The sequence below is a fragment of the Bradyrhizobium sp. AZCC 2289 genome (assembly GCF_036924615.1).
In the GTDB taxonomy this organism is placed as follows: Bacteria; Pseudomonadota; Alphaproteobacteria; order Rhizobiales; family Xanthobacteraceae; genus Bradyrhizobium.
Map to the genome: position 1 here is coordinate 10326652 of NZ_JAZHRY010000001.1, position 22137 is coordinate 10348788.

20 protein-coding genes are annotated in these 22137 nt (G+C 64.1%); 13 read left to right on the top strand and 7 right to left on the bottom strand.

What is annotated here, in order from left to right; translation table 11 throughout:
* Positions 1 to 10: 10 nt before the first annotated feature.
* On the bottom strand, positions 11 to 811 hold the full coding sequence (locus V1289_RS48795; RefSeq protein ID WP_334407040.1) for a M15 family metallopeptidase: 801 nt from the start codon (positions 809 to 811) through the stop codon (positions 11 to 13).
* 106 nt (positions 812 to 917) lie between these two features.
* Between V1289_RS48795 and V1289_RS48800 the strand changes: the two genes are divergently transcribed.
* The 3 genes from V1289_RS48800 (at position 918) to plsY (ending at position 3869) form a co-directional block, all read left to right on the top strand.
* The gene (locus tag V1289_RS48800) at positions 918 to 1871 is read left to right on the top strand and encodes an aspartate carbamoyltransferase catalytic subunit (protein WP_309177451.1); all 954 of its coding nucleotides are present in this window, start codon (positions 918 to 920) and stop codon (positions 1869 to 1871) included.
* 1 nt (position 1872) lies between these two features.
* Positions 1873 to 3174, top strand: a complete 1302-nt coding sequence (locus V1289_RS48805) for a dihydroorotase (protein WP_309177452.1) — start codon at positions 1873 to 1875, stop codon at positions 3172 to 3174.
* Positions 3175 to 3278: 104 nt separating this feature from the next.
* Complete coding sequence (plsY, locus tag V1289_RS48810) at positions 3279 to 3869, top strand: glycerol-3-phosphate 1-O-acyltransferase PlsY (protein WP_334407972.1); 591 nt, start codon at positions 3279 to 3281, stop codon at positions 3867 to 3869.
* Between the two features lie 8 nt (positions 3870 to 3877).
* Here the strand turns inward: plsY and V1289_RS48815 are convergent, their stop codons facing one another.
* Positions 3878 to 5116, bottom strand: a complete 1239-nt coding sequence (locus V1289_RS48815; protein ID WP_334407043.1) for an amidase — start codon at positions 5114 to 5116, stop codon at positions 3878 to 3880.
* Between the two features lie 131 nt (positions 5117 to 5247).
* On the opposite strand from V1289_RS48815, the gene dprA reads away from it, so the two are divergent.
* Positions 5248 to 6366: a DNA-processing protein DprA gene (gene dprA / locus V1289_RS48820; RefSeq protein ID WP_334407045.1), complete on the top strand. Its 1119-nt coding sequence runs from the start codon at positions 5248 to 5250 to the stop codon at positions 6364 to 6366.
* Between the two features lie 58 nt (positions 6367 to 6424).
* On the opposite strand, the gene V1289_RS48825 is transcribed toward dprA, so the two are convergent.
* Positions 6425 to 6826 carry a winged helix-turn-helix transcriptional regulator gene (locus V1289_RS48825; protein ID WP_442896155.1) on the bottom strand — a complete coding sequence of 134 codons (402 nt, stop codon included), beginning with the start codon at positions 6824 to 6826 and terminating at the stop codon, positions 6425 to 6427.
* 98 nt (positions 6827 to 6924) lie between these two features.
* Between V1289_RS48825 and V1289_RS48830 the strand changes: the two genes are divergently transcribed.
* The gene (locus tag V1289_RS48830; protein ID WP_334407049.1) at positions 6925 to 7533 is read left to right on the top strand and encodes an FMN-dependent NADH-azoreductase; all 609 of its coding nucleotides are present in this window, start codon (positions 6925 to 6927) and stop codon (positions 7531 to 7533) included.
* Between the two features lie 417 nt (positions 7534 to 7950).
* Here V1289_RS48830 and V1289_RS48835 read toward each other — a convergent pair whose 3' ends face one another.
* Positions 7951 to 8724 carry an SDR family oxidoreductase gene (locus tag V1289_RS48835; protein ID WP_334407051.1) on the bottom strand — a complete coding sequence of 258 codons (774 nt, stop codon included), beginning with the start codon at positions 8722 to 8724 and terminating at the stop codon, positions 7951 to 7953.
* A gap of 117 nt (positions 8725 to 8841) precedes the next feature.
* Between V1289_RS48835 and V1289_RS48840 the strand changes: the two genes are divergently transcribed.
* A complete protein-coding gene (locus V1289_RS48840) occupies positions 8842 to 9315 on the top strand; it encodes a winged helix-turn-helix transcriptional regulator (protein WP_334407053.1) in 474 nt (157 codons plus the stop codon).
* Between the two features lie 715 nt (positions 9316 to 10030).
* On the opposite strand, the gene V1289_RS48845 is transcribed toward V1289_RS48840, so the two are convergent.
* Positions 10031 to 10174: a hypothetical protein gene (locus V1289_RS48845; RefSeq protein WP_309177458.1), complete on the bottom strand. Its 144-nt coding sequence runs from the start codon at positions 10172 to 10174 to the stop codon at positions 10031 to 10033.
* 329 nt (positions 10175 to 10503) lie between these two features.
* Between V1289_RS48845 and topA the strand changes: the two genes are divergently transcribed.
* The 6 genes from topA to rpmG all read left to right on the top strand — a co-directional run bounded on the left by topA (position 10504) and on the right by rpmG (position 18672).
* On the top strand, positions 10504 to 13263 hold the full coding sequence (gene topA, locus V1289_RS48850; protein WP_334407055.1) for a type I DNA topoisomerase: 2760 nt from the start codon (positions 10504 to 10506) through the stop codon (positions 13261 to 13263).
* A complete protein-coding gene (gene rnr / locus V1289_RS48855; RefSeq protein ID WP_334407057.1) occupies positions 13264 to 15603 on the top strand; it encodes a ribonuclease R in 2340 nt (779 codons plus the stop codon).
* Positions 15591 to 16031, top strand: coding sequence for a DUF983 domain-containing protein (locus tag V1289_RS48860; RefSeq protein ID WP_334407059.1), 441 nt, complete (start codon positions 15591 to 15593; stop codon positions 16029 to 16031). Before rnr ends, V1289_RS48860 begins: the two co-directional genes overlap by 13 nt.
* Before the next feature lie 45 nt (positions 16032 to 16076).
* The gene (locus V1289_RS48865; protein ID WP_334407060.1) at positions 16077 to 16814 is read left to right on the top strand and encodes an NUDIX hydrolase; all 738 of its coding nucleotides are present in this window, start codon (positions 16077 to 16079) and stop codon (positions 16812 to 16814) included.
* A gap of 228 nt (positions 16815 to 17042) precedes the next feature.
* Positions 17043 to 18368, top strand: a complete 1326-nt coding sequence (locus tag V1289_RS48870) for an LLM class flavin-dependent oxidoreductase (RefSeq protein ID WP_334407062.1) — start codon at positions 17043 to 17045, stop codon at positions 18366 to 18368.
* 136 nt (positions 18369 to 18504) lie between these two features.
* The gene (gene rpmG, locus V1289_RS48875) at positions 18505 to 18672 is read left to right on the top strand and encodes a 50S ribosomal protein L33 (protein WP_027537094.1); all 168 of its coding nucleotides are present in this window, start codon (positions 18505 to 18507) and stop codon (positions 18670 to 18672) included.
* A 68-nt stretch (positions 18673 to 18740) separates the two neighbouring features.
* On the opposite strand, the gene V1289_RS48880 is transcribed toward rpmG, so the two are convergent.
* Complete coding sequence (locus tag V1289_RS48880) at positions 18741 to 19973, bottom strand: MFS transporter (RefSeq protein WP_334407064.1); 1233 nt, start codon at positions 19971 to 19973, stop codon at positions 18741 to 18743.
* 160 nt (positions 19974 to 20133) lie between these two features.
* Here V1289_RS48880 and V1289_RS48885 point away from each other — a divergent pair, with 160 nt between their 5' ends.
* Positions 20134 to 20721, top strand: a complete 588-nt coding sequence (locus V1289_RS48885) for a TetR/AcrR family transcriptional regulator (RefSeq protein ID WP_334407066.1) — start codon at positions 20134 to 20136, stop codon at positions 20719 to 20721.
* A 40-nt stretch (positions 20722 to 20761) separates the two neighbouring features.
* Here the strand turns inward: V1289_RS48885 and V1289_RS48890 are convergent, their stop codons facing one another.
* Positions 20762 to 22135: a PleD family two-component system response regulator gene (locus tag V1289_RS48890; protein ID WP_334407068.1), complete on the bottom strand. Its 1374-nt coding sequence runs from the start codon at positions 22133 to 22135 to the stop codon at positions 20762 to 20764.
* Positions 22136 to 22137: the final 2 nt, after the last annotated feature.

The following is a 22137-nucleotide window of genomic DNA, read 5'->3' on the forward strand; positions in this document are numbered from 1 at the left end:
CGGTCGGGAATCAATTGTGCCGCGTAATCGGAAAATCATAGGCCTGCGCGCCTGCGCCCGGCAGCGAAAAGTGCCACCACTCCTTCGAATAGTTGACAAAGCCCTGCCGTGCCATCGCGGCCACCAGCACATTCCGCCAGCGCCGCTGGGTCGGCGTGATCGAACTCGCCGCGGTATGGGCCTTCAGGTCGGTGCAATCATAGCCGGTGCCCATGTCGACGCTGCCTTCCGGCGCGCGCGCCTCCACCGGTGCGGTGCAGTCGGCGTAGGCTTTGTTCGGATCGAAGGCCGCGGAATTGTCGACGCTCAGGTCGACCAGCGTCAGATCGAGCGCTCCGCCGGTGGAATGCTGCGAATGGCTGGCGATATAGCCGAGCCGGAACAGGTCGGCCTTGCGGAAGGCCGGATTAAAGCGCCGGCCGGTGGCTGTCTCCCTGCCATCGCGCGACCACGCCACCATGTCGGCGACCGCGCGCTGCGGCCGGTAGCAATCGAACATTTTCAGCGACAGCTTTTGCCTGGCGAGTTCCTGCTGGATGTTTTTTAGCGCCATGCCGACGTTCCGCTTCACCACGCATTCGCCCGCCCCATAGCCGGCCAGCGGGTGGCCGACAAAATTATTGGCACTGGCATAGCGGATGTCCTGGATGATGGTGGGATCGATATCCCGCAGATACGCGAAGCCGCCCGGCAAGGCCTGGGCAAGCGCCGCTGCAGGGCCATATATCAGGCCCAGCGCGGTTAACGCGATCGCTAAAATCGGCCGGCATTTCTGCACGATGTGCTCTCCGCACGCTGAACGCGGCGACATTGCGGCAACTCCCCTTACCCTGCACGGCGACAGACCGGGGGATAACTCGCAAGCCACCTATTCGCGCTTGCCCCCCGCGCCGTCTCTGCCTATAGCTCTCGCTTTAATGACCCCTGTATCGAAATCGACCTTCGTCCTCGGTCACCGGCATCTGCTGGGAATCGAGGGGCTTTCCGCTGCCGACATTACCGGCTTGCTCGACCTTTCCGAGGAATATGTCGAGCTCAACCGCCAGGTCGACAAAAAACGCACCTCGCTGCGCGGCCGTACCCAGGTCAATTTGTTCTTCGAGGCCTCAACCCGCACCCAATCCTCGTTCGAGCTGGCGGGAAAACGGCTCGGCGCCGACGTCATGAACATGTCGGTGTCCTCGTCCTCGATCCGCAAGGGCGAGACGCTGATGGACACCGCGGTGACCCTGAACGCCATGCACCCGGATATCCTGGTGGTGCGGCACCATGCCTCGGGTGCTGTGGAACTGCTGGCGCGCAAGGTCGACGGATCCGTCGTCAATGCCGGCGACGGCGCCCACGAACATCCAACGCAAGCGCTGCTCGACGCGCTCACCATCCGGCGCAACAAGGGCCGGCTGGAAGGGCTCGTGATCGCGATCTGCGGCGACGTGATGCATTCGCGGGTGGCGCGTTCCAATATATTGCTGCTCAACACCATGGGCGCCCGCGTCCGTGTCGTCGCCCCCTCCACGCTGTTGCCGCGCGGCATCGAGCGGATGGGCGTCGAGGTCGCGCGCGACATGCGCGAGGGCCTCAATGGCGCCGACATCGTGATGATGCTGCGGCTGCAGCGCGAGCGCATGAACGGCTCCTTCGTGCCGTCGAGCCAGGAATACTTCCATTATTTCGGCCTCGACCAGAAGAAGCTCGCTTACGCCAAGCCGGACGCGCTGGTGATGCATCCGGGTCCGATGAACCGCGGCGTGGAGATCGACTCGATCGTCGCCGACGGCGCGCAATCGCTGATCCGCGAACAGGTCGAAATGGGAGTGGCGGTGCGGATGGCGGTGCTGGAAGCACTCGCCCGCAACCTGCCGAACGCATAAAATGCTGACCGATCGCCGCCCTATCCTGCTCGCCAACGCCCGCGTCGTCGATCCTTCCCGGGATTTCGACGGCCCCGGCGACGTCCTGATCGCGGACGGCATGATCCGCGATTCAAAGCGCGGCATCGGCGCCGCCGGCGTCCCCGAAGGCACCGACATCATCAATTGCGACGGCAAGATCGTCGCCCCCGGGCTGATCGACATGCGCGCCTTTGTCGGCGAGCCCGGCGCCAGCCACCGCGAGACCTTTGCCTCCGCGAGCCAGGCCGCGGCCGCCGGCGGCATCACCACCATCATCTGCCAGCCCGACACCTCGCCCGTGATCGACAATTCGGCGACGGTCGACTTCGTGCTGCGCCGGGCGCGCGACACCGCAATCGTCAACATCCATCCGATGGCGGCGCTCACAAAAGGCATGCGCGGCCAGGAGATGACCGAGATCGGGCTGTTGAAGGCCGCCGGCGCGGTGGCCTTCACCGACGGCGCCAGCAGCGTCACCAACGCGCAGGTGATGCGCCGCGCGCTGGCCTACGCCCGCGATTTCGACGCCCTGATCGTCCACCACACCGAGGACCCGGATCTGGTCGGCGAAGGCGTCATGAACGAAGGCGAATTCGCCGCGCGGCTCGGGCTGATCGGCATCCCCAACGCCGCCGAGGCCGTGATGCTGGAGCGCGACATGCGCCTCGTCGCGCTGACCGGCGGGCGCTATCACGCCGCCTCCCTGAGCTGCATCGAGTCGCTGGAAATCCTCAAGCGCGCCCGCGACGCCGGGTTATCGGTCTCGGCCTCGGTCTCGATCAACCACGTGACCCTGAACGAAAACGACATCGGCCCGTACCGCACCTTCCTGAAATTGTCGCCGCCGCTGCGCACCGAGGAGGACCGGCTGGCGCTGGTTTCGGCCGTTGCCTCCGGCCTGATCGACGTCGTGATGTCCGATCACAATCCGCAGGACGTCGAGGTGAAGCGGCTGCCGTTCGCGGAAGCAGCCTCCGGCGCGGTCGGCCTGCAGACCATGCTGCCGGCGGCCTTGCGGCTGATTCACAATGGCGAGATGGATTTTCGCACCCTGATCCGGGCGATGTCGACGCGGCCGGCGGAACTGATGGGCCTGCCCGGCGGTAGCTTGCGCGCCGGCTCGCCCGCTGACGTGATCGTGATCGACGCCGATATCCCCTGGGTGCTCGATCCCGCCGATCTCAAATCGCAGTGCAAGAATACGCCATTCGACGAAGCCCGCTTCTCGGGCCGCGTGGTGCGTACTATTGTCGGCGGACGGACGGTCTATGAGCATGTTTAGCAGAGCGTTTTCGAGCGAAGTGGGAACCGGTTCGCGTCAAGAAAACGCGTCAAAAAGAGACTCTTATGCGCGGGAAATTCGCCGGGGCAGCAGGAGCGACCGCGATGTCGGGTGACGCCTTCCTCGTCGTCGGGTTCCTGCTCGGCTATTTGCTCGGCTCGATTCCGTTCGGCCTTGTGCTGACCAAATTGGCCGGCACGCAGGATCTGCGCTCGATCGGCTCCGGCAATATCGGCGCCACCAATGTGCTGCGCACCGGCCGCAAGGGCCTCGCTGCAGCAACGCTGATCTGCGATGCGCTGAAGGGCACGCTGGCGGTGGTCATATCAGGCTATTACGGCGGGCCGAACGCGGCGATGCTGGCCGCACTTGGCGCCTTTCTCGGCCATCTGTTTCCGGTCTGGCTGAAATTTCGCGGCGGCAAAGGCGTAGCCGTCTATATCGGCGTGCTGATCGGCCTGTTCTGGCCGGCCGCGTTGATCTTCTGCGCGATGTGGCTCGCAACCGCGTTGACCACGCGCTACTCGTCGCTGTCGGCCCTGGTCGCGGCCTTCATCACGCCGCTATTCCTGTGGTGGTTCGGCCACCCGGCGCTGGCGTCGCTGTTCGCGGTGCTGACCATGTTGCTGTTCTACATGCACCGTGAAAATATCCAGCGGTTGCAGGCGGGCACCGAGGGTAAGATCGGGGCGTAGTAGCAAGCTTATTTCTTCAGCGCCTCTTCCACAAACCGCGCCACCGCCAGCGCCTGAGCGTCAGCACCAAACCGCGCGATCACCTGCACCCCAACCGGCAATCCACCATCAGCGACAAAAGCCGGGACGTTGACGCAGGGCACACCCATCAGCGTCCAGAGCCGGTTATAACGGGGATCACCGGTCGAACCCAATCCCTTCGGCGCCGCGCCCGGCGCTGACAATGTCAGCAGCACATCGACGTCGTCGAATACGCCCGACAATGCGTGCCGCGCGCGGCCGGCGACCTTGACCGCCTCGTCGTAAGCGGCTGGCGTCGTGTCCTTGCTTTCATCGAGCCGGCCACGCAGCAGCGGCGGCATCGCGTCATAATTTTCGCGATATTCCCAGGCGAACGCCTGATGCGCCTCAAAATCCTGCACGTCAGGATGAATCCGCCACGCTTCCGCGACGATGTCGGGCATGGCGAGCGCACGCACCGACGCGCCAGCGCGTTCGGCCGCCGCGGCGGCAAGGCGCAAAGCCTCCGCCCCTGCCGCTTCCGGCGCGCCGGCAAATTCCTGGGTGACAAGGCCGATCCGCGGCGCCTTCACGGCTGCGGGCAGCAACAATCCCGGCCGATTGGTCATGGCCGACAATCCCCGCGCCAAGTCCTCGACGCCGGCTGCGAACAGCCCGACGGTGTCGAGCGTCCACGAAAAGCATTTCACGCCGACCGTCGGCAGCAAGCGGTAGGACGGTTTTATGGCGGCGACACCGCAAAACGACGCCGGCCGGATCACCGAGCCGCCGGTCTGCGTTCCCAGCGCCAACGGAATCATGCCGGCCCCGACCGCAGCCGCCGAGCCCGAGGACGATCCGCCCGGCGTGTGGCCGTGATTGTGCGGGTTGAGGGTTGGCGTCGGATCGTTCGCCGCAAACGCCGTCGTCGTGGTCTTGCCGAAAATGGTCGCGCCCGCCTGCTTCAACATCATCACGACCGCCGCATCGCCGCGTGGGCGCCAGCCTTTGTAGATCGGCGAACCCATTTCGGTCGGAAAATCTGCGGTATCCATGATGTCCTTGATGCCGACGGCGATGCCGCGCAGCGGCCCGGCGGTTGCGGCACGCGCCTTGTCGTCACGGCAGACGAAGGCGCCGACGGCTTTCTCGTGCGCGCCGATCGCCTCACGCGATTGCGCAATTGCCCCGTCGGGAGAGAGCTCGCCGCAATCGATACGGCGCTGGAGGTCGGCAAGCGAGATCATGGGCATGGTTTCCTGCGGCATGGGACCGCTTTTAGGGAGCGTGCCGGGGCGGAGCAAGCCATGACGGCGCGGGGCTGGCGCGCTCTCAAACGAGTTGATCGCAATCTCCGGTTGGGCAAAGCTGGGCCGGCATGCACGACCATCCCCCCAGCACCACCTGCCTCACCGACGCCGAGCGGCTCAACCGCCTGCGGCTGATCCGGTCCGACAATGTCGGCCCCCGCACCTTCCGCTCCCTGCTCCAGCATTTCGGCGACGCGCGCACGGCGCTGGAGCGGCTGCCCGATCTGGCGCGCCGCGGCGGCGCGGCGCGGCCGGGCCGGATCTGCAGCGAGGACAGCGCGCGCGCCGAACTCGATGCCGCCGGCAAGATCGGCGTCAGCGTGGTCGCGCCCGATGAAGCCGGTTATCCGCCGCGCCTCGCCACGCTCGACGACGCGCCGCCGCTGCTCGGCATCCGCGGCGCGCCCGACCTGCTGATGCGGCCGATGATCGCGATCGTAGGCTCCCGCAATGCTTCCGGCGCCGGGCTGAAATTCGCAGGCACGATCGCGCGCGATCTCGGCGATGCCGGTTTTGTCGTCATCTCCGGCCTCGCCCGCGGCATCGATCAGGCCGCGCATCGCGCAAGCATTGCAAGCGGTACCGTCGCGGTGCTGGCCGGCGGCCATGACAGGATCTATCCGCCCGAGCATGAGGATCTGCTCTCTACGCTGCTCGAACATGGCGGCGCGATTTCCGAAATGCCGCTCGGCCATGTGCCGCGGGCGCGCGATTTCCCCCGGCGCAACCGGCTGATCTCGGGTGCCGCGCTCGGCGTGGTCGTGGTGGAAGCCGCGCACCGTTCGGGATCGCTGATCACGGCGCGCATCGCCGCCGAACAAGGCCGCGAAGTGTTCGCGGTGCCGGGCTCGCCGCTCGATCCGCGCGCCGCCGGCACCAACGATCTGATCAAGCAGGGCGCGACGCTGGTCACCGAAGCAGCCGACGTCATCAACGCGGTCGAGCCGATCATGGAACGGCCGATCATGCTCGGCGCACGCGAGGACGACGGCGAGCCGCTGGATTTCGAAGCCGATAGCAGCGATCGCGCCCGCATCGTCAATTTGCTCGGGCCGAGCCCGGTCAGCCTCGATGATCTGATCCGGATGTCCGGCGCCTCGCCCGCGATCGTGCGCGCGGTGCTGCTCGAACTCGAACTCGCCGGACGGCTGGAGCGCCACGGCGGCGGGCTGGTGTCGCTGATTTAGGTTCTTTATTTTGACGCGTTTTCTTGACGCGAACCGGTTCCCACTTCGCTCGAAAACGCTATCGACCTTCGTTGCGCCCATCGAATTGTGCGCGTGCGCCTTCAATTTCCGGCAGATGTTCAAACGCCCACTTGCCCAGCGCTTCCACCGGCTTCGACAGGCCACGCCCGAGATCGGTCAGCTCATAATCGACCCGCGGCGGAATGGTCGGAAAAACGGTTCGCGTCACCAGGCCATCGCGTTCGAGCCCGCGCAGCGTCAGCGTCAGCATGCGCTGCGAGATACCGCCGACCATGCGCTTGATCTCGTTGAAGCGGCGCGGACCGTCGCCCAAGAGCATGATGACGAACACGCTCCATTTGTCGCCGACCCGCGCCAGCACGGAGGCGACCGCGCGGCAGTCGCCATCGGCGTGAGGGCTGGGCGGCAGTGCAGGCACTTTCTTGTGCTCGGGTATCAATTTTGTGCTCGGGTTTCAAAAATGTGCGTTCTTGCGGGGTTTGCGGACAGTCACTCATATAGTCTCAGTTACAAACTTATACCAAGGGTGAAGCTCCTATGAAACTCCTGCATCTCGATTCCAGCGTTCTCGGCCCCCATTCCGTCAGCCGTCAGGTCTCCGCCGCCATCGTGGACCGGCTGCGCAAGGCCACCCCCGGCTTCGAAATCACCTATCGCGATCTGACCCTGACCCCGCTGGCGCATCTGAGCGGCTCCCATCTCGCCGCCGGCCAAGGCGCCCCGACAGAGGCCTCGCTGCGCGAGGACATCGCCGCCGGTCAGGCGGTGCTGTCCGAGTTTTTGGCCGCCGACATCGTCGTGCTTGGCGCGCCCATGTACAATTTCACCATTCCGAGCCAGCTCAAGGCCTGGATCGACCGCATCCTGGTGGCGGGCAAGACGTTCAAATATAGCGCGCAAGGCGTCGAAGGGCTGGCCGGCAACAAGCGCGTCATCGTCGCGGTCTCGCGCGGCGGATTCTACGGCGCCGGCACGCCGGCGGCCGTCGGCGAGCATCTGGAAACCTATTTGCGCTGGGTGTTCGGTTTCATCGGCGTGACCAATCCGGAATTCATTTCCGCCGATGGCATCGGGCTCGGACCCGAACATCGCGAGAAAGCGGTCGCAGGCGCGCTGCACGCCGCAGGCAATCTCAACGCCGCGTAACTGGAAACTGGACACTGCCCGTCGCTGCTGTCGGCAGCGGCGGGCGGGCATCGTGCGGGAAAGACTCTGCCGGTGCTAGTACCAGACGCCCTGCACACCCATGACGACGGCAACGAGCGAGATCAAAAGGCCGAGGCAGGAAAATATTGCGATTGAAACAAATTGATCGCGATCTGAATTCTCTGACGCTGACGATACGGGGGTCGATGTCGAGAGGGCTTTCGGCATGTCGGCACTCCAATGGATTACGTTCAAAAAAATCCCGGCCCGAAAAGGAGTCTTGGCAGCTACGACGAAGGTTCAATGATTTTCCGAAAAAATACGTCCGCAAGACGAGGGAGCCGGCCAGCGCAACCGACGTGAGAATTTTCCGCCGAACGCGCTGACCGTATTCTCGTGCGTATTCCGGGGCGCTGCTCAGCCCCGGTAGATCGGCGCGCCGCTCGGCGAAGCCGTCGCGCCACCGTCCACGAACAATTCCTGGCCCTGCACATGCGCGGCATCGTCCGACGCCAGAAACAACACCGTCTTCGAAATGTGATCTGGTTCACCAATACGGCCGAGCGGCGTGGACAGGCTTATCCGTTTTTCGAACGCCTTCTCGGCTTCGGGCGTCGCGATCGCAGCCCCCCAGATCGGCGTGCGGATCGCGCCGGGCGCGACCACGTTGACGCGGATGCCGCGCGGCGACAATTCGGATGCCATGGTCCGCGCCATCGAGCGCACGCCGGCCTTGGCTGCGCCATAGGCCGAGTATCCGGGGATGCCGAGCACCGAGATCACCGAACCGTTGAGGATGATCGACGCGTTATCGTTGAGATAGGGCAATGCGGATTGTACGGTGAAGAAGACGCCGGTCAGATTGGTCCGGATCACTTTCTCGAACGCTTCGAGCGCCGTTGCCCCGAGTGGCGTGCCGCCCGCAATGCCGGCATTGGCAAACACGACGTCGAATTTGCCGAATTTTGCCGCCCCCTGCTTGATCGCGGCTTCGGTCGCCCCGATGTCGGTGGCATCGGCGACGAACGCCAGTGCATTCGGCCCGAGTTCCCTGGCTGCCGCGTCCAGCGTCTCCTTGTTGCGCCCGGTGATGACGACTTTCGCCCCCTCGGCCACAAACAGTTTTGCGGTCGCCAGACCGATGCCGCTGTTGCCGCCGGTAATCAACGCCGTCTTGTTCGCAAGTCTCACGGTAGCCTCCGTCCATTTTGGTTGCATTATTAAACTATGTTGCCTAGCTAGGGCATCTGGTTTTATAATGCAACTACACAAGCCCGTGATGTGATCCCGGCCGCGGAGACCGCCACCATGAAGCGAACGAGTTTCGAAGGCGACCAGTGCCCGATCGCGCGATCGCTGGACGTGATCGGCGACTGGTGGTCGCTTCTGATCATCCGCGACGCGTCGTTGGGACACCGCCGTTTCGGCGAGTTCCAGAAAAGCCTCGGGCTTGCGAAAAACATCCTCACCGTACGGCTGCGCGCGCTGGTGGATCAGGGCATCCTGAAAACCGCGCCCGCCTCCGACGGCAGCGCCTATCAGGAATATGTCCTGACGCCGAAGGGCCGCGGCGTCTTTCCGATCCTGGTCGCGCTGCGGCAGTGGAGCGAAGAGTTCGATGCGAGGCCGGAGGAAATCGGAACCATTATGGTGGACCGCGGCAAGGGAAAGCCGGTGCGCAAGCTCGCGCTCTATTCCCAGGACGGGCGCCTGCTTACCGCCGCCGACACTGCGCTGAAGCCGCGCCCGCCTGCGAAGCGCGCGCGAAGCATTGCCGGCTAGCGCGCCGCTCGGCTGATTTGCCCGACGGGCAAATCAAAAAAACCTGTCCAGTCCTCTTCGCAAAAATATTTCGCTTTCGCCGTCGGGCAAATCAGTGGTTTCTCTCCGCGCGTCTCACCCACGGAGGGGCGGGTCGCGATCGTCACGAACGCGCGGTGGGATGCGGTGGACGCGAAGGCGGCGACTGACGAGCGTGGCTGATGCGGACGGCGAAGTCGTGTGGTCCTGGCGCCCCGATGCTGGCGCCAAGTTCGTGAGAAGAAATTTCTCAGGGATGACGGTGGCAAGAAAGCCGGTCACCGGGGAGAGCGCGCTATAAGCCGTAAAACCATTGCGTGGGGAAGGCCGGAGTGTTTCCGCTGAACCTGTATGCTCGTGTGCGTTTTCCTTTGTGCACTTTGCACACGAGACCGCGGGTGCAGCGCGCACCCGGTCTTCCCTGCGCCCTCTGCACTTTACGAGGGTGGAAAATGACGCAAAGCTCGGGCGGATCGCGCCGCGAGAACGCGGATGTGTACCCGCGAGCTGTTTGAGATATGTATCGGAAGTCTCATCCCCCGTCATTGCGAGCCACCGGGTCGCGCGAATGCGCGCCCGATGACAGGCTCCGCGAAGCAATCCATCTCGCAACTCGCTGAGACATGGATTGCTTCGTCGCAAGTGCTCCTCGCAATGACGTTGAGAGAGCTGCGCCGGCGCGCGCCGCCCCAAAGTCTCACGACAGCTTGCGCCTGCTGCGCAGCCGCAGACGCTCTTCCGCTTCGAGTTGGACCATGGCAAGCAGATACCCGAGGATCTCGAGCTTGTGGCGCTTGGCCAGCTTGACCAGATCGGCAACGGTCTCGGTGATGAAGGCCACGGCCTCATCCGGGCCGCCCTCCCCAACGGGCTCCTCCGCGCGCGATCGGCGATCCCTGCCCGAAGCGCTGCGCTTCCGGCCGCCCCCAGCCTTGCTCAAAAAAAATTACATCCAATGCCGCATAATATGACCAAGAAATAACCACTTTATGGCCGCAACTCTAGGGCGCATTTCGTAACTCCTTAGATATAAAGTCGTATCCCCTGGGCGCCCCATCAATATCTGTCGATTTGACAGGGGCCGCCTCACCACCCATGTTCGGTCCGAAACGGCGGTCGCGAGTCTCGCGGAACCGGCCTTAATCCTTTCCCATAAGCCATTGGAATGACATGAATATCGTCATCGTGGAGTCGCCGGCGAAAGCCAAGACCATCAATAAGTATTTGGGCTCCTCCTATGAGGTTCTGGCCTCGTTCGGGCATGTCCGCGATCTCCCGGCCAAGAACGGATCGGTCGATCCGGACGCCAATTTTCAGATGATCTGGGAGATCGACCCCAAGGCGGCCGGCCGGCTCAACGACATCGCCAAGGCGCTGAAGGGCGCCGACCGCCTGATTCTCGCAACCGACCCCGATCGCGAGGGTGAAGCGATCTCCTGGCACGTGCTGGAAGTGCTGAAGGAAAAGCGCGCGATCAAGGACCACAAGATCGAGCGCGTGGTGTTCAACGCCATCACCAAGCAAGCGGTGACGGACGCGATGAAAGCGCCGCGCCAGATCGATGGTGCGCTGGTCGACGCCTATATGGCGCGCCGCGCGCTGGACTATCTGGTCGGCTTCACGCTTTCGCCGGTGCTGTGGCGCAAGCTGCCGGGCGCGCGCTCGGCCGGCCGCGTGCAGTCGGTCGCGCTGCGGCTGGTCTGCGACCGCGAACTCGAAATCGAGAAATTCGTCGCCCGCGAATACTGGTCGCTGGTGGCAACCCTGACGACGCCGCGCGGCGACGCCTTCGAGGCCCGCCTGGTCGGCGCCGACGGCAAGAAGATCCAGCGGCTCGACATCGGCACCGGCGCGGAAGCCGAAGAGCTCAAGAAAGCGATCGAAGCAGCCAATTTTACGGTCTCGACCGTCGAAGCCAAACCCGCGCGGAGAAATCCGCAGGCGCCCTTCACCACCTCGACGCTGCAGCAGGAAGCCAGCCGCAAGCTCGGCTTTGCCCCGGCGCATACGATGCGGATCGCGCAGCGGCTCTATGAAGGCATCGATATCGGCGGCGAGACCACCGGTCTCATCACCTATATGCGAACCGACGGCGTGCAGATCGACGGCTCGGCGATCACGCAGGCCCGCAAGGTGATCGGCGAGGATTACGGCAACGCCTATGTGCCGGAGGCGCCGCGCCAGTATGTGAGCAAGGCCAAGAACGCCCAGGAAGCGCATGAAGCGATCCGCCCGACCGACCTGTCGCGCCGTCCTGCCGAAATGCGCCGCCGCCTCGATCACGATCAGGCCCGGCTCTATGAGCTGATCTGGATCCGCACCATCGCCAGCCAAATGGAATCGGCGGAACTGGAACGCACCACCGTCGACATATCAGCCAAAGCCGGCTCTCGCGTGCTCGACCTGCGCGCCAGCGGCCAGGTCATCAAATTCGACGGTTTTCTGGCGCTCTATCAGGAAGGCCGCGACGACGACGGCGACGATGAAGATAGTCGCCGCCTCCCCGCCATGAGCGAGGGCGAGGCGTTGAAACGGCAGAACCTCGCCGTCACGCAACATTTCACCGAACCGCCGCCGCGCTTCTCCGAAGCGTCGCTGGTCAAGCGCATGGAAGAGCTCGGCATCGGCCGTCCCTCGACCTACGCCTCGATCCTGCAGGTGCTGAAGGACCGCGGCTACGTCAAGCTGGAGAAGAAGCGGCTGCATGGCGAGGACAAGGGCCGCGTCGTGGTCGCGTTCCTCGAAAACTTCTTCGCGCGCTACGTCGAATATGATTTCACCGCCGATCTGGAAGAGCAGCTCGACCGCATCTCCAACAACGAGATTTCCTGGCAGCAGGTTCTGAAGAATTTCTGGACCGGCTTTATCGGCGCGGTCAACGACATCAAGGATCTCCGCGTTTCCGAGGTGCTCGATGCGCTCGACGACATGCTGGGACCGCACATCTATCCGCCGCGCGCGGATGGCGGCGATGTCAGGCAGTGCCCGACCTGCGGCACCGGCAAGCTCAATTTGAAGGCCGGCAAGTTCGGCGCCTTCGTCGGTTGCTCGAATTATCCGGAATGCCGTTACACCCGCCCGCTCGCCGCCGACGGCGAAGCCAGCGCCGACCGTATCCTTGGCAAGGATCCCGCGGCCGATCTGGACGTGACGGTGAAGGCCGGACGCTTCGGCCCGTACATCCAGCTCGGCGAGCAAAAGGATTATGCCGAGGGCGAGAAGCCGCGGCGCGCCGGAATTCCGAAGAACATGTCGCCCGGCGATATGGAACTGGAGCTGGCGCTCAAACTGCTGTCGCTGCCGCGCGAAATCGGAAAACACCCGGAGACCGGTGAGCCGATCACCGCCGGCATCGGCCGCTTCGGTCCGTTCGTGCGCCATGAGAAGACCTATGCCAGCCTCGAGGCCGGCGATGAGGTATTCGACGTCGGCCTCAACCGCGCGGTGACGCTGATCGCCGAAAAGATCGCAAAGGGCCCGAGCGGCCGGCGCTTCGGCGCCGATCCCGGCAAACCCCTGGGCGAGCATCCGAGCCTCGGCGGCGTCGCGGTCAAGAACGGCCGCTACGGCGCCTATGTCACGGCCGGCGGCGTCAACGCCACGATCCCGAGCGACAAGACGCTGGAGACCATCACGCTCGAGGAAGCCATCGCCCTGATCGATGAACGTGCGGCCAAGGGCGGCGGCAAGCCGAAGCGCGGGGCGAAGAAAGCAGCACCAAAGAAAGCCACGGCCAAGACCGCTGCCGATCCCGACGCGCCAAAACCCGCAAAGAAGGCGGCGGTGAAGAAGGCCGCTGCAAAGCCGAAATCCGAAGCCGTGAGCAAGGCCCGGGCGCCGGTCGCGTCCGCGGCCAAGACGTCGGCGGCGAAACCACCACCCGCATCAAAAACGCCTGCGAAGAAAAGCGCGGGCAAGGCCCGGGGATAAGTGAAGAGCAAACCCGACAATGGCTTTCCGGCCCGGGACGCCATCGTCGCCTTCATCCGTTCGAATCCAGGCAAGGTCGGCACCCGCGAGATCGCGCGCGAGTTCGGCCTGAAGAACGCCGACCGCGTCGAGCTGAAACGCATCCTGCGTGAACTGGCCGACGACGGCACCGTCGCCAAGCGCGGCCGGAAAATCCAGGAGCCGGCGGCGCTGCCGCCGACCGTGATGGCCGACATCACCGGCCGCGACACCGACGGTGAATTGCTGGCCACCCCCACCGAATGGGATGAAGAGGAAGACGGCGCCGCGCCGAAAATCCGCATCCATGTGCCGCGCCGCCCGCAGCCGGGCACCGCGGCGGGTGTCGGCGACCGCGCGCTGCTGCGGGTCGAGAAGACCGATGACAGCGAAGGCACGCCGTATCGCGGCCGTGTCATCAAGGTCATCGATCACGCAAGAACACGTCTGCTTGGAATCTTCCGCAAGCTGCCCAATGGCGGCGGCCGGCTCGTTCCCATCGACAAGAAACAGGTCGGGCGCGAATTGAACATCGCGAGCACCGACACCGGCGGCGCCGAGGATGGCGATCTCGTCAGCGTCGATCTCGTGCGCACGCGCGGTTACGGCCTCGCCTCGGGCAAGGTGAAGGAACGGCTTGGGTCGCTGGCAACGGAAAAAGCGGTCAGCCTGATCGCGATCCACGCCCACGAAATCCCGCAAGCCTTCTCGCCGTCCGCCTTGCGCGAAGCCGAAGAGGCAAAGCCGGCGACGCTGAAAGGCCGCGAGGACTGGCGCGAGCTGCCGCTTGTCACCATCGATCCGCCCGACGCCAAGGATCACGACGACGCGGTTCATGCCGAGCCCGATCCCGATCCCAACAACAAGGGCGGCCATATCGTCCATGTCGCGATCGCCGATGTCGCCTTCTATGTGCGGCCGGGCTCGGCGCTGGATCGCGATGCGCTGTTGCGCGGCAACTCCGTGTACTTCCCGGATCGCGTGGTGCCGATGCTGCCCGAGCGCATCTCCAACGATCTCTGCTCGCTGGTGCCAGGCGAGCCGCGCGGCGCGCTCGCGGTGCGCATGGTGATCGGGAGCGACGGCCGCAAGCGCTCGCACAGCTTTCATCGGGTGCTGATGCGCTCGGCCGCCAAACTGAATTACGCGCAGGCGCAAGCCGCGATCGACGGTCGCCCCGACGATACCACGGGGCCCCTGCTCGAGCCGATCCTCAAACCGCTCTACACGGCTTATGCGCTGGTGAAACTCGCGCGCGATGAGCGCGACCCGCTCGATCTGGATCTGCCCGAGCGCAAGATCCTGCTGAAACCCGACGGCACGGTGGATCGCGTCATCGTGCCCGAGCGCCTCGACGCGCACCGGCTGATCGAAGAATTCATGATTCTGGCCAACGTCGCCGCGGCCGAGATGCTGGAAAAGAAGGCGCTGCCGCTGATCTACCGGGTGCACGACGAACCGACCCAGGAGAAGGTTCACAACCTGCAGGAATTCCTGAAGACGCTCGATCTGCCGTTCGCCAAGACCGGCGCATTGCGCCCCGCTCTGTTCAATCGCGTGCTTAGCCAGGTGAAGGGTCACGATTCCGAGCCGCTGGTGAACGAGGTGGTGCTGCGCTCGCAGGCCCAGGCGGAATATTCGTCGGAAAATTACGGCCATTTCGGCCTCAACCTTCGACGCTACGCGCATTTCACCTCGCCGATCAGGCGATACGCGGATCTGATCGTGCATCGCGCGCTGATCCGCGCGCTCGGCCTCGGCGAAGGCGCGCTGCCGGAAACCGAGACGCTGGAAACGCTGAGCGAGGTCGCGGCACAAATTTCCGTTACCGAACGCCGCGCCATGAAGGCCGAACGCGAAACGGCCGACCGGCTGATCGCGCATTTCCTCGCCGACCGCATCGGCACCACGTTCCAGGGCCGCATCTCCGGCGTCACCCGCGCCGGGCTGTTCGTCAAACTCTCAGATACCGGCGCCGACGGGCTGATCCCGATCCGGACGCTGGGCACGGAATATTTCAATTACGACGAGACCCGCCACGCGCTGGTCGGCACACGCAGCGGTGCAATGCACCGATTGGGGGACGTCGTCGACGTCCGGCTGGTAGAAGCAGCACCGGTAGCTGGCGCGCTACGGTTCGAGTTACTATCTGAAGGCCAGGTCATTCCGCGCGGCAGAAAACGCGACAGCGGGCGCAACGGTTCGCAGGCGTCGGCAAAATCGTCGAAGCCGCATCCGGGCCGCAGCCCGCGCAAGAAGGACCGCAAGCCGGGCAAACCAAAACCCGGCAAACCGAAGAAAGGCAAGTCATGGCAACGGTGAGCCCTGCGACGACAGTCTGGACCCGGAATTCCGCACCCGCCGAAAAGCGCAACGTCTGGACCGCAATGAAGCGCGGCTTTCGCAGCCGCTGTCCGCGCTGCGGCGAAGGCAAGCTCTTTCGCGCCTTCCTGAAGGTCGATGACCATTGTTCGGTCTGCGGGCTCGACTACACGCCGCACCGCGCGGACGACCTGCCGGCCTATCTCGTGATCGTCATCGTCGGCCATATCGTGGTGCCCACGGTGCTGTGGATCGAAACCGATTATTCGCCACCGGTCTGGCTGCAACTGGCTATCTATCTGCCGTTCACCCTCTTTGCCTCGCTCGCGCTGCTGCAACCGGTGAAAGGCGCCGTGGTCGGCTTCCAATGGGCACTGCGCATGCATGGCTTTGACGACAATGCTCCTGGCGACATTCCGCCCGTCTAGGCGTATTTTGTTTTGACGAAAAAGAGAAAAACCGATGGGGATGGGATGACCGAAGCTGCGACTGCCGAAAAGCAAGAAAAGGAAGCCGATCACCATCCCTATTTCCGGCCCAAGGACGCGGCGACACTGATCCTGATCGATCGCTCCGGCGACAAGCCGAAAGTACTGGTCGGCAAGCGCCACGACAACGTGGTGTTCATGCCCGGCAAATATGTTTTTCCCGGCGGCCGTGTCGACAAGTCGGACAACCGAGTTCCCGTTGCCGCGCCCATCACCAAAGAGCTCGAAGCCAATCTGCTCAAGGGCAGCCCGAAGATCGCCCCCTCACGCGCGCGGGCGCTCGCGGTCGCCGCGATCCGCGAAGCCTGCGAGGAGACCGGCCTCTGCCTCGGCCGCAAGGTCGAACAGCCTTCCACGCTCGACGGCCCCTGGAAGCCATTCACCGATGCCGGCCTGCTGCCCGATCCGTCCAGCCTGTTCCTGATCGCGCGTGCGATCACCCCGCCCGGCCGCGTCCGGCGTTTTGATACGCGCTTCTTCACCGCGGATGCATCGAGCATCGCGCACCGCGTCGAGGGCGTGATCCATGCCGACGCCGAACTGGTGGAGCTGGTCTGGGTCGAGATCGGCTCAAAGCCGCTGGCGGATGCGCATGCCATGACCAAGAACGTGCTCGCCGAACTCGACCGCCGGCTTGCCACCGGCCCGCTGCGCCACGACGCGCCGGTGCCGTTCTTCCATTTCCACGGCGGCAAGATGCAGAGGGACGTATTGGGGGCTTGACTGTGCTCACTCCCCGTCATTGCGAGGAGCCCTTGCGACGAAGCAATCCATCTCAATGCTTGCGGCACAATGGATTGCTTCGCTTCGCTCGCAATGACGGTATTGGCGTCGCGGAGAAATTCTCCTGGCGTCGCCTGAATTGCAAGATTCTTCTCGGTGTCCCCCGATGGCGTTGCGTTGACCGGCTCCCTATCTCTTCCCCAACAACAACTGCGACGGAATGGGGCAATGGCGAAACGGCAACTCAAGCTCGGCGCGTTCATGCGGCCGGTCTCTATCCACACCGGCGCGTGGCGCTATCCCGGAGCCTGGCCGGACGCCAATTTCAATTTCCCGCATATCAAAAAGCTGATCCAGGAGCTGGAAGCCGGCAAATTTGATGCCTTCTTCATGGCCGACCACCTGGCCGTGCTCAACATGCCGGTCGATGCGCTCAAGCGCAGCCACACCGTCACCTCGTTCGAGCCGTTCACGCTGCTGTCGGCGCTGGCCGGCGCCACCGAACATATCGGCCTGATCGCGACGGGCTCGACCACCTTCGACGAGCCCTATCACGTCGCGCGCCGCTTCGCCTCGCTCGATCACATCTCTGGCGGGCGCGCCGGGTGGAATATCGTCACCACGTCAAATCCGGACGCCGCGCTCAATTTCGGGCTCGACGATCACATGGAGCACGCCGAGCGCTACAAGCGGGCGCGTGAATTCTACGACGTGGTCACCGGTCTGTGGGACTCCTTTGCCGACGACGCTTTTGTGCGCGACGTCGACGCGGGACTGTATTTCGATCCCGCAAAGATGCACGTGCTCAATCACAAGGGAAAATATCTCTCGGTGCGCGGTCCCCTCAACATCGCCCGCCCCGTGCAGGGCTGGCCGCTGATCGTGCAGGCCGGCGCCTCCGACGACGGCAGGCAGCTCGCGGCCGAAACCGCGGAAGCCGTCTTCACCGGCGGCGGCAGCCTTCCTGACGGTCAAAAACTCTATGCCGACATCAAGGGCCGGATGGAAAAAGTCGGCCGCAACCCCGAGCATTTGAAGATCCTGCCCGGCGCGTTCGTGGTGGTCGGCGACAGCGCCGACGAGGCAAAGGAGAAACGCGCAAAGCTCGACAGCATGGTGCATTACGACAGTGCCATCGCCTCGCTGTCGGTGATCCTCGGCACCGATGCTTCGGGCTTCGATCCCGACGGCCAATTGCCGCCGATCCCGGAAACCAACGCTTCCAAGAGCGGCCGCCAGCGCATGGTCGACCTCGCCGCCCGCGACAAGCTCACGGTGCGGCAACTCGCCCAGCGCGTCGGCGGCTATGGCGGCTTGTCGTTCGTCGGTACGCCGGTGACGATCGCCGACCAGATGGAGGAATGGCTGACCACCAACGGGTGCGACGGTTTCAACATCATGTTCCCGTATCTGCCCGCCGGCCTCGACGATTTCGTCGACAAGGTGGTGCCGGAACTGCAGAAACGCGGGATTTTCCGCAGGGAATACGAGGGCCGGACGTTGCGGGAGAATCTGGGCCTGCCGCGGCCGAAAAACCGGTTCTTTGAGGCCTAATTCGCGGAAATCATGCCAGTTTTTGCCTCCAAAACCTTGACTTTGGGCGGATCGAGGCTAGGTTGCGCGGCAAATGCGGGCCGATTTGGCCGGCTCCTGATATCCTTAAATACCCCTGCACATAGAGGTTCTGAACATGGCCAAAGCGGTCACCATCAAGGTCAAGCTCGTTTCGACGGCGGACACCGGCTTCTATTACGTTGCCAAGAAGAATTCGCGCACCATGACCGACAAGCTGGTCAAGAAGAAGTACGACCCGGTCGCGCGCAAGCACGTCGAGTTCAAGGAATCGAAGATCAAGTAAGCGTATCTGCGCTCAGTCGATTTGAACGGGGCCTCGCGGCCCCGTTTTTGATTCCGCCGTTTTTGATTCTAGGCTGCCTTGAGCAATGGCGGCTCGCTCGGCCGGATCAGCGCGAACGCCACCTGAATGATACCGCCCGCGAGCCCCAGCGCGACGCCGATCCGCCAGGCCATCGTGTAGGAGCCGAGCGCGTCGTACAGCACCCCGCCGCCGAAGGCGCCGAGGAAGCTGCCGAGCTGATGGCTCATGAAGGCGAGGCCCTGGATCATCGCCTGCCATTTCAGCCCGAACATTTCGGCAACCGCACCCGCGACCAGCGGCCCGACGCCCATCCACAGAAAACCCATGATGGCGCCGAACAGCAGCGTGGTCGCCGGCGTCGGCGGCAGCATGAAGTACCAGGCGAGCGCGATCGACCGGAAAATGTAGATCCCGCCCAGCAGCGCCAGCTTGTTCCCGCGTCCGCCGGCCCAGCCGAAGAACAGGCTGCCGAGTACGTTGAAGCCGCCGATCATGCCGAGTGTCTGCGCGCTCAGCATCGGATCGAGCCCGCAGATCGCCAGATAAGACGGCAGATGCGTGGTGAGGAACACGAGCTGCATGCCGCAGACGAAATAGGCGCAGGTCATCACCACGAACGAGGCATTGCCGAACGCGACCTTGACCGCGACGCTGGCCGAGGTGTTGCCGATGTCGTCCGACGACGGTTTTGGCAACGGGACCTTGTCGACGCCACCGGCGAGCCAGGCCGCCGGAATCAGCGCCAGCGAGAGGATCACGAAACCGGCGAGCCCGACCCGCCAGCCATAGCCTTCATTGAGGATCTGCCCGAGCGGCGCCGACAACAGGGCGCCGAGCGATCCAGCGCCCGAAACCATGCCCAGCACCGTGCTGCGCACGCTGATGGGCACCGCGCGCGCCGCCACCGACATCGCGATCGCCGCCGCGGTGCAGGCCAACGACATCCCGATCAGCACGCCGCCGCCGACCATGACCGCGAGAAAGCCGTGCGCGCTCGCCATCAGCGCAAGGCCCGCGATATAAAACATCGCGCCTATCACCATGATAGCGCGAAAGCCGTAACGCACGGTCAGCGCACCGGCGAGCGGCTGCAGAAAGCCCCAGGCCAGGTTCTGCACGGCAATCGCGAGCGTGAAGTCGGAAACGGAGATGCCGATGTCGTGCGTCAGTGGCTGCATGAAGATGCCGAGCGACTGCCGCAGGCCCATGCTCAGCGTCAGCATCAGCGACGCGCCGATCAGGATGGGAAGCGTGGGACGCAGGATTTGCAGCAGGGGCATTGTTCTTGTTCTCCCTCTCGGCCGCGAATCGAAAGCCGCGTCCTGCCATTGGCGTCAGATTTAGGTACACAGACCTGTGTAATTAGTCTAGAAGGTGATGCTGCTGTCAAGGCAAAAGGACTTACGCGCCCGCATGGCACCCCTGCCCGCCAAACCGCCCATGAAAGAGCGGATCCTCGAAACCGCCGATCGCCTGTTTTATCTGCAGGGCATCCGCGCCATCGGCGTCGACACCATCGCGGCCGAAATCGGCATCAGCAAGCGCACGCTGTACAATCATTTCGCGTCCAAGGATGCGCTGATATCGGCCTATCTGGCCCGCCGCTTCGTGCAGCCGCAGCCATCCGACAAACCGCCGGCCGAACAGATTCTCGGCACCTTCGACCGGCTGGAGCGAGGCTTCGCCAGCAAAGGTTTTCGCGGCTGCCCCTTCGTCAACGCGGTCGCAGAACTCGGCACCGAAGATAAATCGGTGCGGAAGATCGCGGTCGCGTTCAAGGAAAGCCGCCGTCTCTGGTTTCGCGATTTGCTGCTTCAGCTCGGCGTCACCGATGCGGAAGGCCTTGCGACGCAACTGACATTGCTGATAGACGGCTCGATCGCGCAGGACCTGGTGCGCAATGACCCGTCGATGGCGCGCGCGGCAAAGCAAGCCGCACGGGTGCTGCTTGGGAATGCCGGGGTTGATGTTGGTGGCGTTGGTGCGCCGGACAAGCCGCAACGCGTGAAAAAGCGTGTTTCCACATAGAATGCCGTCATCAGCCATTCGCGGGGTATGGCGGCTAAGATCACGCCGCGGTCGCCACCACGCGGTTACGGCCGTCATGCTTGGCGCGGTAGAGCGCGGTGTCGGCGCGCTTCAGGACGTCGGCGATGGCCTCGCCCTTGCGCTCCAGCGTCGACAGGCCGATCGAGATCGTGACCTCGATGCGCTTGGTCCCCTTGTTGACGGCAAAGGTTTCGCCGGCGATGGAGCGGCGCAGCCGCTCGGCCACCATGCCCGCGACATGCAGGTCGGTCTCCGGCATCACGATGACGAATTCCTCGCCGCCATAGCGGCATGCGAGATCGATGCCGCGGATCGATTTGCGGATCCGCACCGCGAATTCGCGCAGCACGTCGTCGCCGGCGTCGTGGCCGTAATTGTCGTTGATCGCCTTGAAGAAGTCGATGTCGAGGATCATCAGCGCCAGCGGCTTGCCGCGGCTCGCGGCCTGTTCGGCAAGCGTGGCCAGATGGCTTTCCATGTAGCGGCGGTTATGCAGGCCGGTCAGCGCGTCCGTGATCGCCATTTCGATCGAGTTCTGCACGTTATCGCGCAGATGGTCGGTGTAGCGCCGTTTGCGGATCTGGGTGCGCGCCCGCGCCAGCAATTCGTTCTTGTCGACCGGGCGCAACAAATAATCGTTGACGCCGATCTCCAGCCCACGCAGCAGCCGCGCATTGTTGTCGGCATCCGAGATCGCAAGGATCGGCACCTGCCGGGTCCGCTCCAGCGAGCGCGCCTGACTGCACAGCCGCAGGCCGTCGAAATTTTCGAGGCTGAGCGAGACGATCAGAAGATCGTAATTGCCCTCGGCGGCGTGAAACAGGGCTTCCGCCGGATTGGTCTCAACGTCGACGGTATGCTCGGTGCTGAGCAGCGGCGCCAGCCGCTCGTAGGACGACGGCCGGTCGTCGACCAAAAGGATACGGCCGCCCATACCCTTGTCGGAGATGGCGCTGCGCTCGGGCGCCTCCATGCCGATCTCGAGCAAGGTGATGGCACGCATGCGCAGCTCATCGGTCATCATCTTCAGCCGCGTCAGCGAACGCACGCGCGCGATCAGCACGACGTCGGACACCGGCTTGGTCAGGAAATCGTCGGCGCCGGCTTCCAGTCCGCGGACACGGTCGGCCGGGCTGTCCAGCGCCGTGACGATCACGACCGGAATGAAATGCGTGGCCGGATTCGACTTCAGGCGGCGGCAGACTTCGAAGCCGTCCATGTCAGGCATCATCACGTCGAGCAGGATGATGTCGCATTCGGAGCGCGAGCAGACGTCCAGTGCCTCGGCGCCGTTGGAGGCGGTCAGCACATCGAAATATTCGGCCGACAGACGGGCTTCCAACAGTTTGACGTTGGCGGGGACGTCATCGATCACAAGGATACGCGCGGACATCG

Excerpts from the sequence above, each read along its gene's own strand:
- V1289_RS48870 (WP_334407062.1), top strand. The coding sequence starts at position 17,043 with ATGGCGAAACGGCAACTCAAGCTCGGCGCGTTCATGCGGCCGGTCTCT.
- plsY (WP_334407972.1), top strand. The coding sequence starts at position 3,279 with ATGTCGGGTGACGCCTTCCTCGTCGTCGGGTTCCTGCTCGGCTATTTG.
- V1289_RS48800 (WP_309177451.1), top strand. The coding sequence starts at position 918 with ATGACCCCTGTATCGAAATCGACCTTCGTCCTCGGTCACCGGCATCTG.
- V1289_RS48865 (WP_334407060.1), top strand. The coding sequence starts at position 16,077 with ATGACCGAAGCTGCGACTGCCGAAAAGCAAGAAAAGGAAGCCGATCAC.
- topA (WP_334407055.1), top strand. The coding sequence starts at position 10,504 with ATGAATATCGTCATCGTGGAGTCGCCGGCGAAAGCCAAGACCATCAAT.
- V1289_RS48795 (WP_334407040.1), bottom strand. The coding sequence starts at position 811 with ATGTCGCCGCGTTCAGCGTGCGGAGAGCACATCGTGCAGAAATGCCGG.
- V1289_RS48805 (WP_309177452.1), top strand. The coding sequence starts at position 1,873 with ATGCTGACCGATCGCCGCCCTATCCTGCTCGCCAACGCCCGCGTCGTC.
- V1289_RS48830 (WP_334407049.1), top strand. The coding sequence starts at position 6,925 with ATGAAACTCCTGCATCTCGATTCCAGCGTTCTCGGCCCCCATTCCGTC.
- V1289_RS48840 (WP_334407053.1), top strand. The coding sequence starts at position 8,842 with ATGAAGCGAACGAGTTTCGAAGGCGACCAGTGCCCGATCGCGCGATCG.
- V1289_RS48880 (WP_334407064.1), bottom strand. The coding sequence starts at position 19,973 with ATGCCCCTGCTGCAAATCCTGCGTCCCACGCTTCCCATCCTGATCGGC.
- V1289_RS48890 (WP_334407068.1), bottom strand. The coding sequence starts at position 22,135 with ATGTCCGCGCGTATCCTTGTGATCGATGACGTCCCCGCCAACGTCAAA.
- dprA (WP_334407045.1), top strand. The coding sequence starts at position 5,248 with ATGCACGACCATCCCCCCAGCACCACCTGCCTCACCGACGCCGAGCGG.
- V1289_RS48815 (WP_334407043.1), bottom strand. The coding sequence starts at position 5,116 with ATGATCTCGCTTGCCGACCTCCAGCGCCGTATCGATTGCGGCGAGCTC.
- rpmG (WP_027537094.1), top strand. The coding sequence starts at position 18,505 with ATGGCCAAAGCGGTCACCATCAAGGTCAAGCTCGTTTCGACGGCGGAC.
- V1289_RS48885 (WP_334407066.1), top strand. The coding sequence starts at position 20,134 with ATGAAAGAGCGGATCCTCGAAACCGCCGATCGCCTGTTTTATCTGCAG.
- V1289_RS48860 (WP_334407059.1), top strand. The coding sequence starts at position 15,591 with ATGGCAACGGTGAGCCCTGCGACGACAGTCTGGACCCGGAATTCCGCA.